Raw genomic sequence first — 13,477 nt, forward strand, 5'->3', positions numbered from 1 at the left:
CTCATTTCCGCTATTCCATTGCCATTGATAATGAGTTTATCTGTTAATCTGTAAATTAATGTGACAATTCTTATCAGACAGGATAGTGCAATGGAATGGCTGGTTAAAAAATCATGCAGCGATAAACAAGACAACAGACATGTACTAAAGCTTTGTGATACTGGCGGCACGATAAAAATGATTGCCGAAGTGCAAACTGACTTTAGCGTTGAATCAGGTGACCTGCTTTCTCCGCTACAGGATGCGCTTTATTGCATCAACCGGGAAAAGCAGCGCACGGTGAAAGTTATTTCGGCGAGCAGTTATAGTGTTGAGGAATGGGGGCGACAATGTCAGTCTGGCTGCAAAAGTCAGTAGCGTTGTTTTGCTGCTGGTAGAAAAATCAGCGTTAATCCACCCATAATACAGGCTACACCCAGCATAGCCTTCAGCGAGAAGGTCCCTTCCCAGCCGGGAAGTACCATTGATGCAATCCATACCAGTACATAACTCATACTCAGTAAGGCATAGGCTTTGCTGAGTGCCAGCCGATGCAACGCCTTATACCAGCAAAAAACGGAGATCAGATAGCCAACCAGGCCGACGACCAGCATCCGGGCACCGAAATCAAAAGTAAAAAGCGCCGCGATAAAATTCCATAATTGCGTCATTGGCGGCAGATGACTCGCCGCAAAACCCAGGCTTAATTGCGCAACTGAGGCAATAATGACGCTGAATAATCCCCACATCAGGCCCATTACACCGTACTCCCGAGAATCACAATGCCGCCAATAATGAAGGCCACCCCACACCAGTGACGAAAAGACACTGGTTCGTGCCACAGTTTTACTGCTGCCAGCGTCACCCAGACAAAATTCAGGCTCAACATTGGATAGGCAATGCCTACCGGCACGTTCTGTAATACCAGCAGCCAGAGCACCATTGCCAGCCCCAGACACATCAATGCCAGCGCCAGCCACAGTGCAATATGTTTGCGCCGTTTACTTATTGCCACAAAGCGAGTTGCCTGTTTCTGGCAGAGCTGCCCGGCTACGCTAAGCAGGCTGGCAAAGACTAAAATCAGCCAGATCATTTGGGCCGATACTGAATGAGCACCAGACGCCCCTGATGATCGATAGCATCTGCAGGTGGAATGGCAAGGCTGTTGATATCCTCATCGCGGTCGACCGAAAGCACGAGAGTAATAATCCCCTCCTGGCGATGTTGAGTAAGCCAGCTGGCGAAATCATCACCGCTGACAAATCTGCCTTTCGCATCCGGATAATTGAGGCCATATTTCAACTCCCCCGTCTGGCGATACATGATGATGTCATCGCGTTGCAGACTCCATGCCAGACCTGCGGCAACACCGACGCTATCAGTAAGAATATAGCGGCTCGGCTGGAGTGATTCTTGCGTCATCTCGACAAAAAATTGCGGATGTTTGCCTTCCATGACTCTATCGGGGATCGCAATACCCACGAGCAACGCCAGCCCCAACGGACAAAGCGCCGCAAAGGGCCAGTTTTTTTCCACGTTCGTTAACGTATACCAGCCGAAAAATGCCCACAGCGAAAAAATCGACCATGCGCAAAAGACCTTATAGATTTCGAAAGCCTGCCAGACGGGTGTGCCCATGGGGCCCCAGGGCGAAACGATAAACGTGGCAATAATGCCAGTGACGCCAAATGCGATATTGATCCAGCCATTAATCCGCAACGCCAGAGGATTATTTTTTGCTGCCTGCAACGCGTAATACGCCACCAGTATTGCCAGAGGCGCAAAGCAGGAAAGAATATAGGTCGGCAGCTTGCCTTTAGCGACGGAGAAAAACAGCAGTGGCATCACCGTCCAGCTCAAGAGATAGACGGTTGCGGAATGGTTGCGGTTTTTCCAGCCAGAACGCAGCGCACCGGGGAGTAATCCCAGCCATGGCAGGCTACCGGCAATGATGATAGGCAAGTAGTACCAGAACGGGGCTTTATGTTGGGCATCATCCATCGCAAAGCGTTGAATATGCTCAATCCAGAAAAAATAGTGCCAGAAGTCAGGCTCCCGTTGCGCTATTGCTAACCCCCAGGGGAGAACCGTCAGAACACAACTGATGATTGCCAGCCAGCCGTAAATAAAGAAATCTCTCCAGCGTTTTTGCGTCGCCACCCACGGCAGCACGCTTAATACCGGCACGGCGAGGGCGAGAAAACCTTTGGTCATTACCCCCATACCGCAGGTGACTCCCAGCAGTAAAAATCCCGCGCTTTTGCCTTTCCACGTTTGCGCATCCATTGCCAACCAGAAGCTACACATTCCCGCCACCAGCCAGAATGCAATAAACGGATCGAGCACGGCGTAAGTGCCGATGGCGTAGACAATAAGCAGCGAGAGATAAATCACAGCGGCGAGTAGTGCCAGACGTTTATCGTGCCATAAGCGCAGAGTAAACCAGGTCACCAGCGCGGCGGTTAACAGGGTCGCAAAGATAACGCCTGCCCGAACACCAAAGTTATTCGCGCCAAATAGCCATTGCCCAATGCTGTTAATCCAGTATCCGGCAATCGGTTTTTCGAAATAACGTAGCCCTAACAGATGGGGCACAATCCAGTCGCCGGAAGCCAGCATTTCCCGACTGATTTCCGCATATCGTGTTTCATCAGGTTGCCAGAGCAGGCGATAATTAATCGGCAAGAGATAATAGACGGTAATAAACGCAAAGAATGCGGCGTAATAGCGAATGGATTTCATGGACGAGTTCCCGCAACTTGTTGGCAACCCAGCCAGCCTTCACGTCCAGCGATTCTTCCACGCACCACATGTCCGAGCGGCAACGTCTCCGGCAGCAGCTCGCCTAATGGACAAAAAGTAATGCCTTCACGGGCGGCACGCTTCAGGAGATCAACAAAATCAGGATGATAAGCACAACCTTCAACTTCAGCATGGATGGTATAAACCGGCGTCCCTTTATCTCGCAGGATGCGGTTGAGTAGCCAGCCGTTAAAATCTTGCGCTTTCACATCCCGGCCAATCACTTCATCCCAGGTAGGTAATGTCACTGGAATTTGTGCAGTGCCAGGTTTTCCTGATTCGAGCAAGGGACGAAACGGCATCGCCCCACGACAATCGCTGTTGTAGCGTAAATGGAACGCTTCTTTTGCTTCGATCACCTGTTGGTCGGCACGCCAGCCAGCAGCAGCGGAGCAGGTTATCGGTTGGCCGATAATCTCTTCCAGGGTACGAAGGCCGCGGGCAATATCGTCTACCATTGTTTGCCGATCCCAGTTGCCGCTATGGGCTTGCCAGGCGTGGTGATCCCAGGCGTGCAGGCCGACTTCGTGGTATTTAGCCGCTTCACGAATGATATCGGCATTGGCATGACCAATCTCTTTTCCTGGCCATGCCGTACCTGCCAGTAAAATATCCCAGCCATAAAGCGATGCCGCGTTTGAGCGCAGCATCTTCCACAAAAACTGTGGCTTCACCAGTCGCCAGAGATGGCGGCCCATATTGTCCGGGCCGACGCTGAAAAAAATGCTGGCCTGAATATTATGCTTACTTAAGGTTTCCAGCAGACGTGGCACCCCTTCGCGGGTGCCACGAAAAGTATCGACATCAATACGTAAACCTACTTTGGTCATGATGACTTATCCGTAAGATCGACAGTGCGCAGGAAGAAATCCAGCGTCTCATCGATGGTTTCCTGCATATCAATTTTCGGTTCCCAGCCGAGGCAACGGCGGGCATTGCGGATGCTCGGTTTACGATGCTCTACGTCCTGATATCCTTTGCCGTAGTAGCTGCTACTTTCTACCACGCGAAAGCCCGCAAACGGTGGGAAGTGATGGCGCAGCGGATGTTTTTCGAAGCTCGCCAGCAGCATCTCGCCGAGCTCTTCAATACTCGCTTCGTTATCAGGATTGCCAATGTTGATAATTTCGCCGTCGCAGCGATTTCCCGCATTTTCGATAATGCGGTATAACGCCTCGATACCATCCCGAATATCAGTAAAGCAGCGTTTTTGTTTTCCGCCATCAATCAGCTTAATCGGTGAACCTTCCACCAGATTGAGAATGAGTTGCGTAATAGCGCGTGAGCTACCAATTCGCGCAGCATTAAGGTTATCCAGTCGTGGCCCCATCCAGTTAAACGGGCGGAAGAGGGTGAACTGCAACCCCTCTTTTTCGCCATACGCCCAGATCACCCGATCAAGTAATTGTTTTGATACTGAATAAATCCAGCGTGGTTTATTCACCGGGCCGACGATTAAATTAGAATGGTCTTCATCGAAGTATTTATCGCTACACATCCCATAAACTTCTGAAGTCGACGGGAAGATGATTCGCTTACGGTACTTCACGCAGTAACGGATAATGCGCAGATTCTCTTCAAAATCGAGTTCAAATACGCGTAGCGGGTTGCGGGTATATTCAATCGGCGTAGCTATCGCCACCAGCGGCAACACGACATCACATTTTTTGACGTGATACTCAATCCATTCGGAATGAATGCTGATATCGCCTTCAACAAAATGAAAATGCGGATGATTCAGAAAACGGCTTATCGCGTCGCTGCCAATATCCAGACCGTAAACTTCATAGTGATCTTCGCGCAGCAGGCGTTCTGTCAAATGGTTACCGATAAAGCCATTCACCCCGAGGATGAGTACCCGGGTACGGCGTCGGGCGGCACAGGCAGGCTGGCTATTCAAGCGTGAACCTTGCACCAGGCCCAGTGTCTGCGCTAATTGTGAGCCCTGCATAGTAATGCCGTCGCCCGCTTGTCCGGTGACGATTTCCAGCGCGCCATCGCCACAGGCAATCAGCAACGGCGCAACAGAAATCACGCTTCCCGGCTGCGCTGCGGATGTATGAGGATGTACGCGTGACGACCAGACGGTAAATTTTTGATTACCAACATAGCTGAAGGCACCCGGCCACGGATCGGCGACGGCGCGGACCATGTTATGCAATACGGCTGCCGGTTTGTGCCACTCGAGGAAGCTGTCTTCTGGTGTTCTGCGACCAAAACAGGTGGCTTCGTTCTCGCGTTGGGCTATTTCCAGAATCTTACCGTGTTTAATGGCGGGTAACGTCTGTTCCAGCAACTGACGCGCGGCATGGCACAATTTATGATGCAGCGTAATGGCGATATCATCTGGCGCAATGGCAACGCGCAGTTGGGCAACAATGGCCCCGGCATCGGCACGTTTAACCATTCGGTGCAATGTTACGCCCGTTTCCGTTTCACCGTTCACCAGTACCCAGTTCAGCGGCGCGCGACCACGATATTTTGGTAACAGCGAACCATGCAGATTAAATGCACCTGCGGGAGCGAGCTGTAAAATCTCATCGCTAATGAGATGGCGATAATAAAAAGAGAAAATCACCTCTGGTGACAGTTGGGCAATGCGTTCCACCCACAGCGGATGATTAATGTTATCCGGCGCGTAAACCGGAATGCCTCTTTCCGCCGCCAGGCGAGCGACTGAACCATAAAAGGCTTTTTCGCCAGGATTATCAGTATGGGTAAAAATGGCGCTAATTTCGTAACCGGCAGCCAGCAGGGCTTCAATACCGAGGCATCCCATATCGTGGTAGGCAAAAACGACGGTTTTCATTATTCATTTTCCTTGCTGGATGGACGGATAACTTGCTGAACAAAATAGCGGGGGCGGGCGCGGACATCGGTGTAGATCCTGCCAATATATTCACCGAGCAATCCCATGCCGATAAACTGAGCGCCAATAAAAGTAAACAGCACGGCAAATAGCATAAAGACGCCTTCTGCCGCCCATTGTGGCCCGAAGGTCAGGCGTAAAATCACCAGCAGTACCGCAATGCTGAAACCCCCAATCGCAATCACGCTGCCGAGAAGACTCAGCATACGTAGCGGTGTGGTCGTGAGGCAGGTCACCAGGTCGTACATCAAATTAATCAGGCGCATAAAGCTGTATTTAGATTCGCCATACTCACGCTCGGCATGATGCACCGGAATTTCAATGGCGCGGCGAGCGAAGATATTCGCCAGAATCGGGATAAAGGTGCTGCGTTCATGGCAGTGCAACATGGCATCGATAATATGACGGCGATAGGCGCGTAACATACAGCCATAGTCGCCCATCGCTTTGCCGGTAGTGCGCTGAATAAGCCGGTTAATCATCTTCGATGCCGTTTTACGAAACCAGGTATCCTGGCGATTCTGGCGTACAGTACCCACCACGTCGTAACCTTCATCGGCTTTTTCTACCAGACGGGGGATCTCCTCTGGCGGATTCTGGAGATCGGCATCGAGGGTAATAATTAAGTCGCCGGTAACGTGGCTGAAACCTGCCATGATCGCCGAATGCTGTCCGTAATTACGATTAAGCAAAATAGACACGATGTGGCTGCCCTCTGCTTGTGAGGCATCGACGAGCATTTGTGCGGAATTATCGCTACTGCCGTCATCAATCAGCAGGATCTCATACTCTTTCCCCAGCGATTCACAGGCTGCGGTGGTGCGCCTGATTAATTCCGGTAAGCTTTCCTGCTCGTTATAGACGGGAATAACCACCGAGACTTTCTTAACAGGGTGGATTTCAAACATGGCTTATTGTCCTGCGAGTTGCTGAAGGGCAGCGATGACGCGGTCGGCATCGGCGGTGGTCATATCTGGAAAAAGCGGCAACGAACAGATGCGTTCGCTGTTCCATTCGGTATTCGGTAACGACAGCGTGGGAAAACGCTCGCGATAATATTTTTGCGTGTGAGCGGCGCGGAAATGTAACCCGGTGCCAATGCCTTTTTCTTTTAACGCTTCCATCAACGCATCGCGGCTGATACCACAACGTTGTTCATCGACACGAATAATAAACAGATGCCAGGCGTGAATGTGCGGCCATGCGGGAAGGCTTAAAGGCTGGAACGGGAGAGCTGCCAGTGCTTGCTGATATTGCAGGGCAATTTCCCGACGACGGGTGTTGAGTTGCTCTAATTTGGCTAACTGTGTCAGGGCAATCGCGGCGTTAATATCGGTCAGATTGTACTTATAGCCTGGCGTTAATACTTCTGCCTGCGGTGCACGGCCCCAGGTTTGTCTGTCATATGCATCGACGCCCAGACCATGAAATTTCAGCATCCGTAGCTGGCGGGCGAGGTTTTCATCATCAGTAACAATCAGGCCGCCTTCTGCACAGGTAATATTTTTGATGGCGTGAAACGAAAAAATAGCAGTACCTTTCGCACCAATATGTCGGCCTTTGTAATACGTACCGACGGCATGGGCGGCATCTTCAATAACCGCGATACCGTAACGTTCGCCAATGGCGCGAATGGCGTCAATATCTGCTGGCGCACCGGCATAATGCACTGGAATGATGGCTTTGGTACGCGGCGTAATGGCTGCTTCGATCGCTTCAGGCGTGACCATCAGCATATCGCGATCGACATCTACCATTACCGGCGTAGCGCCCAACAAAGAAATCATATTAAGAGTTGATACCCAGGTCAGAGAAGGCGTGATCACTTCATCGCCAGCACCTATCTCCAGCGCCATCAGCGTAATATGCATTCCGGCTGTGGCTGAACTGACCGCGATGGCATGTTGGTTTCCCGTCAACTGGCAAAAGGCTTGTTCAAGCGCCTGATTCTTCGGACCTGTGGTGATCCATCCAGATTCGAGAACATCTTTAACCGCAGCGAGTTCTTCCACACCCATTGCCGGACGTGAAAAGGGCAAAAAATCTGACATTATTATTCCTTCGGCCATTGAATACTTTTCCCATCTATTCACTAATATTTGTTATAGGGAGCGTTATATGTATTTTGCCATTTGGCGTAAAATTCTAAGGGTAGAATATTAATTTAACCTTAAGGAACTAATATAGTACTTAAATATTAGTTTTTTTCGTTTTTTTATCTTTTTCAGGCTTTTCATTTGACAAGATTTAAGGCATTTTGCGTGCATCGTAATGTTTTAATACTATCCCCAGCCCCTATTTTCCGGTGAAAATGTTATTTTTTTTCACGGTCATTTAGCTGGCTACGCGTGTCTATAGGTGGAGCTTAAGTGTTAGCTTTTTGTCGGACTTCGATGAAGTCTAAAAAATATATCTTCATTTTACTGGTGCTTGCTGTAATTGCCGGGTTGGGTAGTCATGCTGCCTGGAGTAGCAATGGGTTGCCACGAATCGACAATAAAACGTTGGCCAGGCTAGCGCAGCAGCACCCGGTGGTGGTTCTGTTTCGCCATGGAGAACGTTGCGATCGTTCCTCCAATCAATGCTTGTCAGACAAAACAGGTATTACGGTAAATGGCTCTCAGGATGCGCGTGAACTGGGCAAAGCCTTCAGCGCAGATATCCCTGATTTCGATCTTTATTCCAGTAATACCGTTCGGACTATTCAGTCGGCAACCTGGTTTTCCGCGGGCAAAAAACTGACGGTAGATAAACGACTGCTACAATGTAGTAATGAGATTTATAGCGCAATTAAAGACTTACAAAGTAAAGCGCCTGATAAAAATATTGTTATCTTCACCCACAATCACTGTCTGACGTATATCGCGAAAGATAAACGTAACGTGACATTTAAACCAGATTATCTGGATGGACTGGTGATGCATGTGGAAAACGGTAAAGTCTTACTGGATGGGGAATTTGTCAATCACTGATCTTTGAATCTGACAGCCAGTAATGGCTGTCATCACTATCACAGAAGACCCTTTAAACGTAATGTTTTCTTGGTCGCAACATTCAAATCGTATTGCGCCAGATCTTCAGGTTTTACCCACGCGTATTCCTGAAACTCTTCGTTTATTTTCACTTCACGGTTGGCAGAAACACAGTCAAAGATCAGGTAAATCATATAAATCTCTTCCTTACGACCATCTGCATATGTCTTAGTGCGAATGTCATCGCTGAAAGTCCACGGAGTGATGTCGGTAAGAATCAGTTGCTCGCCTAACTCTTCTCTGATTTCACGGCGTAATGCTTCTTCAATACGTTCGCCAGGCTCCACGCCACCACCCGAAAGCGCCCATTGACCCGGGAAAACGCCGCGATCGTCAGCCATTTTGCATAGCAGATAAGCACCATCATTTTGAATCAAAGGGCAAACAATAGTCCGTTGTCGCACAGGGATGTTCCTTATAATCGAAAATAAACCAAGAGAATACGGCAACTCAGAAATATGCGAAAGTGACATTAGTCTCTTTTGCGATGATAACTGCGCTGATTATTATTTTGGTTTATAACGTAAATCATGTTTGTTTTTTCGGCGTTAAATTATTAAAGACGTATTTAGTTACAATAAGTTAGCAGATCGCTTTTTTCACGCATTGAATCCTCTGCGTCAGGCAGTACAATCCCGCAGCTTTGGGGAATGTTGATTATCTTCTTGCGGAAAAAGGTAAAAATGAAAAAATTTGCGCTACCAGTTCTGGCTGGAATGCTGTTGGTTTCTGCATCGGCAAATGCGATAAGCATCAGCGGCCAGGCAGGTAAGGAATACACCAATATTGGCGTCGGTTTCGGGACCGAGTCTACGGGACTGGCGTTAAGCGGTAACTGGACACATAACGACGACGACGGTGATGTCGCGGGCGTGGGGTTGGGCCTGAATCTTCCTCTGGGGCCGTTAATGGCAACTGTAGGTGGGAAAGGTGTTTATACCAACCCGAATTACGGTGATGAAGGTTATGCGGCGGCAGTCGGTGGTGGTTTGCAGTGGCAAATTGGCGACAGCTTCCGTCTGTTTGGCGAGTATTATTACTCTCCGGATTCGCTCTCCAGCGGTATTCAAAGTTATGAAGAAGCGAATGCTGGCGCGCGTTATACCATTATGCGTCCAGTCAGTATTGAGGCAGGCTACCGTTATCTGAACCTGTCGGGGAAAGACGGCAATCGCGATAATGCCGTGGCCGACGGCCCTTATGTCGGGGTTAACGCCAGCTTCTGATACCTTCCGGCGCGGCGTTCTGTCGCGCCATTCAGTTTCTTACTACGCCTTATCTCCCTTTGCGTTATAGTGATTCGATAACAAAAGCAGGAGATAACCATGTTAAAAGTGGAAATGCTATCCACCGGGGATGAGGTGTTACACGGGCAAATCGTTGACACGAATGCAGCCTGGCTGGCCGACTTTTTCTTTCATCAGGGCTTGCCGCTATCTCGCCGTAATACGGTAGGCGATAACCTTGAAGATTTAGTCACCATTCTTCGTGAGCGCAGTCAGCACGCCGATGTGCTGATCGTCAACGGCGGACTGGGGCCAACCAGCGATGATTTAAGCGCGCTCGCTGCTGCGACAGCAAAAGGTGAAGGTCTGGTGCTACATGAAGCCTGGCTTAAAGAGATGGAACGTTATTTCCGCGAACGTGGTCGCGTGATGGCGCCGAGCAACCGTAAACAGGCAGAATTGCCAGCGAGTGCCGAGTTCATCAATAACCCCGTAGGCACCGCCTGTGGTTTTGCCGTGCAGCTTAATCGTTGCCTGATGTTCTTTACCCCCGGCGTACCGTCAGAATTTAAGGTGATGGTCGAGCACGAAATCCTGCCGCGCCTGCGCGAGCGTTTTTCTTTACCGCAGCCGCCGGTTTGTCTGCGTTTGACTACCTTTGGTCGTTCGGAAAGCGATCTGGCACAAATCCTGGACACTCTACAACTGCCGCCGGGCGTAACAATGGGCTATCGCTCCTCGATGCCGATAATTGAACTGAAGCTGACCGGACCGGCAAGCGAGCAACAGGCGATGGAAAAACTGTGGCTGGACGTTAAACGTGTTGCCGGACAGAGCGTGATTTACGAAGGCACCGAAGGACTGCCCGCGCAGATCAGTCGCGAATTGCAAAACCGCCAGTTCAGCCTGACGTTGAGCGAGCAATTCACCGGTGGTTTATTGGCTTTGCAACTTTCTCGCGCAGGTGCGCCATTGCTGGCGTGTGAAGTGGTTCCTTCACAGGAAGAGACTCTGGCACAAACCGCGCACTGGATTACAGAACGGCGGGCCAACCATTTTGCCGGGCTGGCACTGGCTGTTTCGGGGTTCGAGAACGAATATCTCAACTTTGCGCTAGCCACGCCGGACGGCACTTATGCTCTGCGCGTACATTTCAGCACTACGCGCTACAGTCTGGCTATTCGTCAGGAAGTGTGTGCAATGATGGCGTTGAATATGCTGCGCCGTTGGCTGAACAGTCAGGACATCGCCAGCGAGCACGGCTGGATTGAGGTTGTTGAGTCCATGACCTTATCCGTCTGATCAGTCATTCTGTGCCGGTTTACTGCACCGGCACATTCCCCTCCCGCAAATTTGTCCAACCTGTTGTACTCAATAAGAAAAAATCCGTGCGCTGATTCACAAATTTGTGCGTAATTTCTCCAGTCCGCTGGACGAGAAACGGGATTTGATGCGCTTCACAATTTTACTCACCCTGAGCGACGAGACTGATTCCAGTATCTAAGACTGGAGTCCAGTATGTTGGAATCAAGCAAAGTACCCGCCCTGACACGGGCTATTGATATTCTCAATCTGATTGCCCGCATTGGCCCTTGTAGTGCTGCAACGATCATTGACACATTGGGGATCCCGAAAAGCACGGCCTATCTGCTGCTTAACGAACTTAAACGCCAGCGTTTTCTTAGCCTTGATCACCAGGAAAATTTTTGTTTGTGGACCAAGCTGGTGGAGCTTTCCGCTCATGCGTTAAGCAAGATGGATCTCAGGGAGCTGGCGCGACCACGCCTGACGCAACTGATGGATACCACTGGGCTGTTATGCCACCTTGGGATCATCGATAACGGTAGTGCTTATTACATTCTGAAAGTGGAGTCTTCAGCCACCATCAGTGTGCGTTCCCATGAAGGGAAAAGCCTTTCGCTTTATCGTTCCGGCATCGGGAAATGCCTTCTTGCCTGGCAACCAGCCGCTGTCCAGCAAAGCATTATCGAAGGACTGGTCTGGGAAAAGGCGACACCTACCACAATGACTCATCCACAACTGCTCCACGAGGAACTGGCGCGTATTCGCCGTCAGGGCTGGAGCTATGACAACGGCGAAGATTACGCCGATGTTCGTTGCGTCGCCGCTCCGGTGTTTAACGCCAATAACGAACTTACCGCCGCGATCTCGGTGGTCGGTACCCGCTTACAAATCAACGAAGAATACCGTGACTATCTGGCGGGCAAAGCCATTGCCTGCGCCAGGGATATTTCACGTCTGTTGGGATGGAAAAGTCCCTTTGACTTACAGGCCTCATAACAATGGAGAACATCATGACCCTACCAAAAATCAAACAGGTTCGCGCCTGGTTTACTGGCGGTGCGACAGCAGAAAAAGGCGCTGGCGGAGGTGATTATCACGACCAGGGGGCGAATCACTGGATAGACGATCACATTGCTACCCCGATGAGTAAATACCGCGATTACGAACAGTCGCGCCAGTCATTTGGCATTAACGTTCTTGGCACGTTGATTGTCGAAGTTGAAGCAGAAAACGGCCAGATCGGTTTCGCCGTTTCAACTGCCGGTGAAATGGGGTGTTTTATCGTCGAAAAACACCTTAACCGTTTTATCGAGGGCAAATGTGTCAGTGATATCAAACTGATTCACGATCAAATGCTCAATGCCACTCTGTATTACTCCGGTTCTGGTGGCCTGGTGATGAACACGATTTCCTGTGTCGATCTGGCACTGTGGGACCTGTTCGGCAAAGTGGTTGGGCTTCCGGTTTACAAACTGTTAGGTGGCGCAGTCCGTGATGAAATCCAGTTCTACGCCACTGGCGCACGTCCGGATCTGGCAAAAGAGATGGGCTTTATCGGTGGCAAAATGCCGACGCACTGGGGGCCACATGATGGCGATGCGGGGATCCGCAAAGATGCCGCTATGGTCGCGGATATGCGTAAGAAATGTGGTGAAGATTTCTGGTTAATGCTCGACTGCTGGATGAGCCAGGACGTGAACTATGCCACCAAACTAGCCCATGCTTGCGCTCCCTATAACCTGAAATGGATCGAAGAGTGCCTGCCGCCACAGCAGTATGAAGGTTATCGCGAACTAAAACGCAACGCGCCAGCGGGAATGATGGTCACCAGTGGTGAGCACCACGGCACACTGCAATCTTTTCGTACGCTTTCAGAAACCGGTATCGACATCATGCAGCCGGATGTTGGCTGGTGTGGTGGCTTAACCACGCTGGTGGAAATTGCCGCAATTGCCAAATCACGCGGACAGCTGGTGGTGCCGCACGGTTCGTCTGTTTACTCCCACCATGCGGTAATCACTTTCACTAATACCCCATTTAGCGAATTCCTGATGACCAGTCCGGATTGTTCAACGATGCGTCCGCAGTTTGACCCCATTCTGCTTAATGAGCCGGTTCCGGTGAATGGTCGTATTCATAAATCAGTGCTTGATAAACCCGGTTTCGGCGTCGAACTCAATCGTGACTGCAATTTGAAACGCCCCTACAGCCACTAATCACTCCGGGCGTTGCTGTGACAATGGTAACGCCCACATATTCTAAGG

At 50.3% G+C, this 13,477-nt stretch carries 14 protein-coding genes; 6 read left to right on the top strand and 8 right to left on the bottom strand.

All coding sequences use genetic code 11. The features are described from left to right. Positions 1-90 precede the first annotated feature (90 nt). Positions 91-357 (top strand): signal transduction protein PmrD, encoded by a 267-nt coding sequence (pmrD, locus tag FEK66_RS11060; protein WP_135494624.1) that lies wholly within the window; start codon positions 91-93, stop codon positions 355-357. Here pmrD and arnF read toward each other — a convergent pair. From arnF to arnB, 7 genes are read right to left on the bottom strand one after another with little or no spacing between them, the layout of a single operon-like run. After that, positions 351-737, bottom strand: coding sequence for a 4-amino-4-deoxy-L-arabinose-phosphoundecaprenol flippase subunit ArnF (gene arnF / locus FEK66_RS11065; protein WP_135494621.1), 387 nt, complete (start codon positions 735-737; stop codon positions 351-353). The two genes, pmrD and arnF, sit on opposite strands and share 7 nt — an antisense overlap. Beyond that, on the bottom strand, positions 737-1,072 hold the full coding sequence (arnE, locus tag FEK66_RS11070) for a 4-amino-4-deoxy-L-arabinose-phosphoundecaprenol flippase subunit ArnE (protein ID WP_130207182.1): 336 nt from the start codon (positions 1,070-1,072) through the stop codon (positions 737-739). Before arnE ends, arnF begins: the two co-directional genes overlap by 1 nt. Further along, the gene (gene arnT, locus FEK66_RS11075; protein WP_135494619.1) at positions 1,069-2,721 is read right to left on the bottom strand and encodes a lipid IV(A) 4-amino-4-deoxy-L-arabinosyltransferase; all 1,653 of its coding nucleotides are present in this window, start codon (positions 2,719-2,721) and stop codon (positions 1,069-1,071) included. The genes arnE and arnT overlap by 4 nt, the downstream gene beginning before the upstream one ends. Further along, positions 2,718-3,611 carry a 4-deoxy-4-formamido-L-arabinose-phosphoundecaprenol deformylase gene (arnD, locus tag FEK66_RS11080; RefSeq protein WP_130207178.1) on the bottom strand — a complete coding sequence of 298 codons (894 nt, stop codon included), beginning with the start codon at positions 3,609-3,611 and terminating at the stop codon, positions 2,718-2,720. Before arnD ends, arnT begins: the two co-directional genes overlap by 4 nt. Continuing rightward, positions 3,608-5,590 carry a bifunctional UDP-4-amino-4-deoxy-L-arabinose formyltransferase/UDP-glucuronic acid oxidase ArnA gene (gene arnA, locus FEK66_RS11085; RefSeq protein ID WP_130207176.1) on the bottom strand — a complete coding sequence of 661 codons (1,983 nt, stop codon included), beginning with the start codon at positions 5,588-5,590 and terminating at the stop codon, positions 3,608-3,610. Before arnA ends, arnD begins: the two co-directional genes overlap by 4 nt. After that, positions 5,590-6,558, bottom strand: coding sequence for an undecaprenyl-phosphate 4-deoxy-4-formamido-L-arabinose transferase (gene arnC, locus FEK66_RS11090; protein WP_130257477.1), 969 nt, complete (start codon positions 6,556-6,558; stop codon positions 5,590-5,592). The genes arnA and arnC overlap by 1 nt, the downstream gene beginning before the upstream one ends. Before the next feature lie 3 nt (positions 6,559-6,561). Next, positions 6,562-7,701 carry a UDP-4-amino-4-deoxy-L-arabinose aminotransferase gene (arnB, locus tag FEK66_RS11095; protein WP_130260546.1) on the bottom strand — a complete coding sequence of 380 codons (1,140 nt, stop codon included), beginning with the start codon at positions 7,699-7,701 and terminating at the stop codon, positions 6,562-6,564. A 318-nt stretch (positions 7,702-8,019) separates the two neighbouring features. On the opposite strand from arnB, the gene ais reads away from it, so the two are divergent. Beyond that, positions 8,020-8,622, top strand: coding sequence for a lipopolysaccharide core heptose(II)-phosphate phosphatase Ais (gene ais / locus FEK66_RS11100; protein WP_130260545.1), 603 nt, complete (start codon positions 8,020-8,022; stop codon positions 8,620-8,622). Between the two features lie 38 nt (positions 8,623-8,660). Here ais and nudI read toward each other — a convergent pair whose 3' ends face one another. Further along, positions 8,661-9,086, bottom strand: a complete 426-nt coding sequence (gene nudI / locus FEK66_RS11105; protein ID WP_130207172.1) for a nucleoside triphosphatase NudI — start codon at positions 9,084-9,086, stop codon at positions 8,661-8,663. Between the two features lie 279 nt (positions 9,087-9,365). Between nudI and FEK66_RS11110 the strand changes: the two genes are divergently transcribed. From FEK66_RS11110 to rhmD, 4 genes are all read left to right on the top strand, one after another. Then, positions 9,366-9,908, top strand: coding sequence for a YfaZ family outer membrane protein (locus tag FEK66_RS11110; RefSeq protein WP_130207171.1), 543 nt, complete (start codon positions 9,366-9,368; stop codon positions 9,906-9,908). 99 nt (positions 9,909-10,007) lie between these two features. After that, complete coding sequence (locus tag FEK66_RS11115) at positions 10,008-11,210, top strand: nicotinamide mononucleotide deamidase-related protein YfaY (protein ID WP_135494616.1); 1,203 nt, start codon at positions 10,008-10,010, stop codon at positions 11,208-11,210. A gap of 216 nt (positions 11,211-11,426) precedes the next feature. Next, on the top strand, positions 11,427-12,209 hold the full coding sequence (locus FEK66_RS11120) for an IclR family transcriptional regulator (RefSeq protein ID WP_130207169.1): 783 nt from the start codon (positions 11,427-11,429) through the stop codon (positions 12,207-12,209). Between the two features lie 14 nt (positions 12,210-12,223). Further along, positions 12,224-13,429 carry an L-rhamnonate dehydratase gene (gene rhmD, locus FEK66_RS11125; RefSeq protein WP_130257482.1) on the top strand — a complete coding sequence of 402 codons (1,206 nt, stop codon included), beginning with the start codon at positions 12,224-12,226 and terminating at the stop codon, positions 13,427-13,429. Positions 13,430-13,477: the final 48 nt, after the last annotated feature.

Origin of the sequence: Escherichia sp. E1130 (assembly GCF_005781065.1) — a bacterium.
Lineage (GTDB): Bacteria > Pseudomonadota > Gammaproteobacteria > Enterobacterales > Enterobacteriaceae > Escherichia.

Coding starts and splice junctions, on each gene's coding strand:
- arnB (WP_130260546.1), bottom strand. CDS start 7,701: ATGTCAGATTTTTTGCCCTTTTCACGTCCGGCAATGGGTGTGGAAGAA.
- rhmD (WP_130257482.1), top strand. CDS start 12,224: ATGACCCTACCAAAAATCAAACAGGTTCGCGCCTGGTTTACTGGCGGT.
- arnD (WP_130207178.1), bottom strand. CDS start 3,611: ATGACCAAAGTAGGTTTACGTATTGATGTCGATACTTTTCGTGGCACC.
- arnC (WP_130257477.1), bottom strand. CDS start 6,558: ATGTTTGAAATCCACCCTGTTAAGAAAGTCTCGGTGGTTATTCCCGTC.
- arnA (WP_130207176.1), bottom strand. CDS start 5,590: ATGAAAACCGTCGTTTTTGCCTACCACGATATGGGATGCCTCGGTATT.
- pmrD (WP_135494624.1), top strand. CDS start 91: ATGGAATGGCTGGTTAAAAAATCATGCAGCGATAAACAAGACAACAGA.
- FEK66_RS11110 (WP_130207171.1), top strand. CDS start 9,366: ATGAAAAAATTTGCGCTACCAGTTCTGGCTGGAATGCTGTTGGTTTCT.
- arnT (WP_135494619.1), bottom strand. CDS start 2,721: ATGAAATCCATTCGCTATTACGCCGCATTCTTTGCGTTTATTACCGTC.
- arnF (WP_135494621.1), bottom strand. CDS start 737: ATGGGCCTGATGTGGGGATTATTCAGCGTCATTATTGCCTCAGTTGCG.
- FEK66_RS11120 (WP_130207169.1), top strand. CDS start 11,427: ATGTTGGAATCAAGCAAAGTACCCGCCCTGACACGGGCTATTGATATT.
- arnE (WP_130207182.1), bottom strand. CDS start 1,072: ATGATCTGGCTGATTTTAGTCTTTGCCAGCCTGCTTAGCGTAGCCGGG.
- FEK66_RS11115 (WP_135494616.1), top strand. CDS start 10,008: ATGTTAAAAGTGGAAATGCTATCCACCGGGGATGAGGTGTTACACGGG.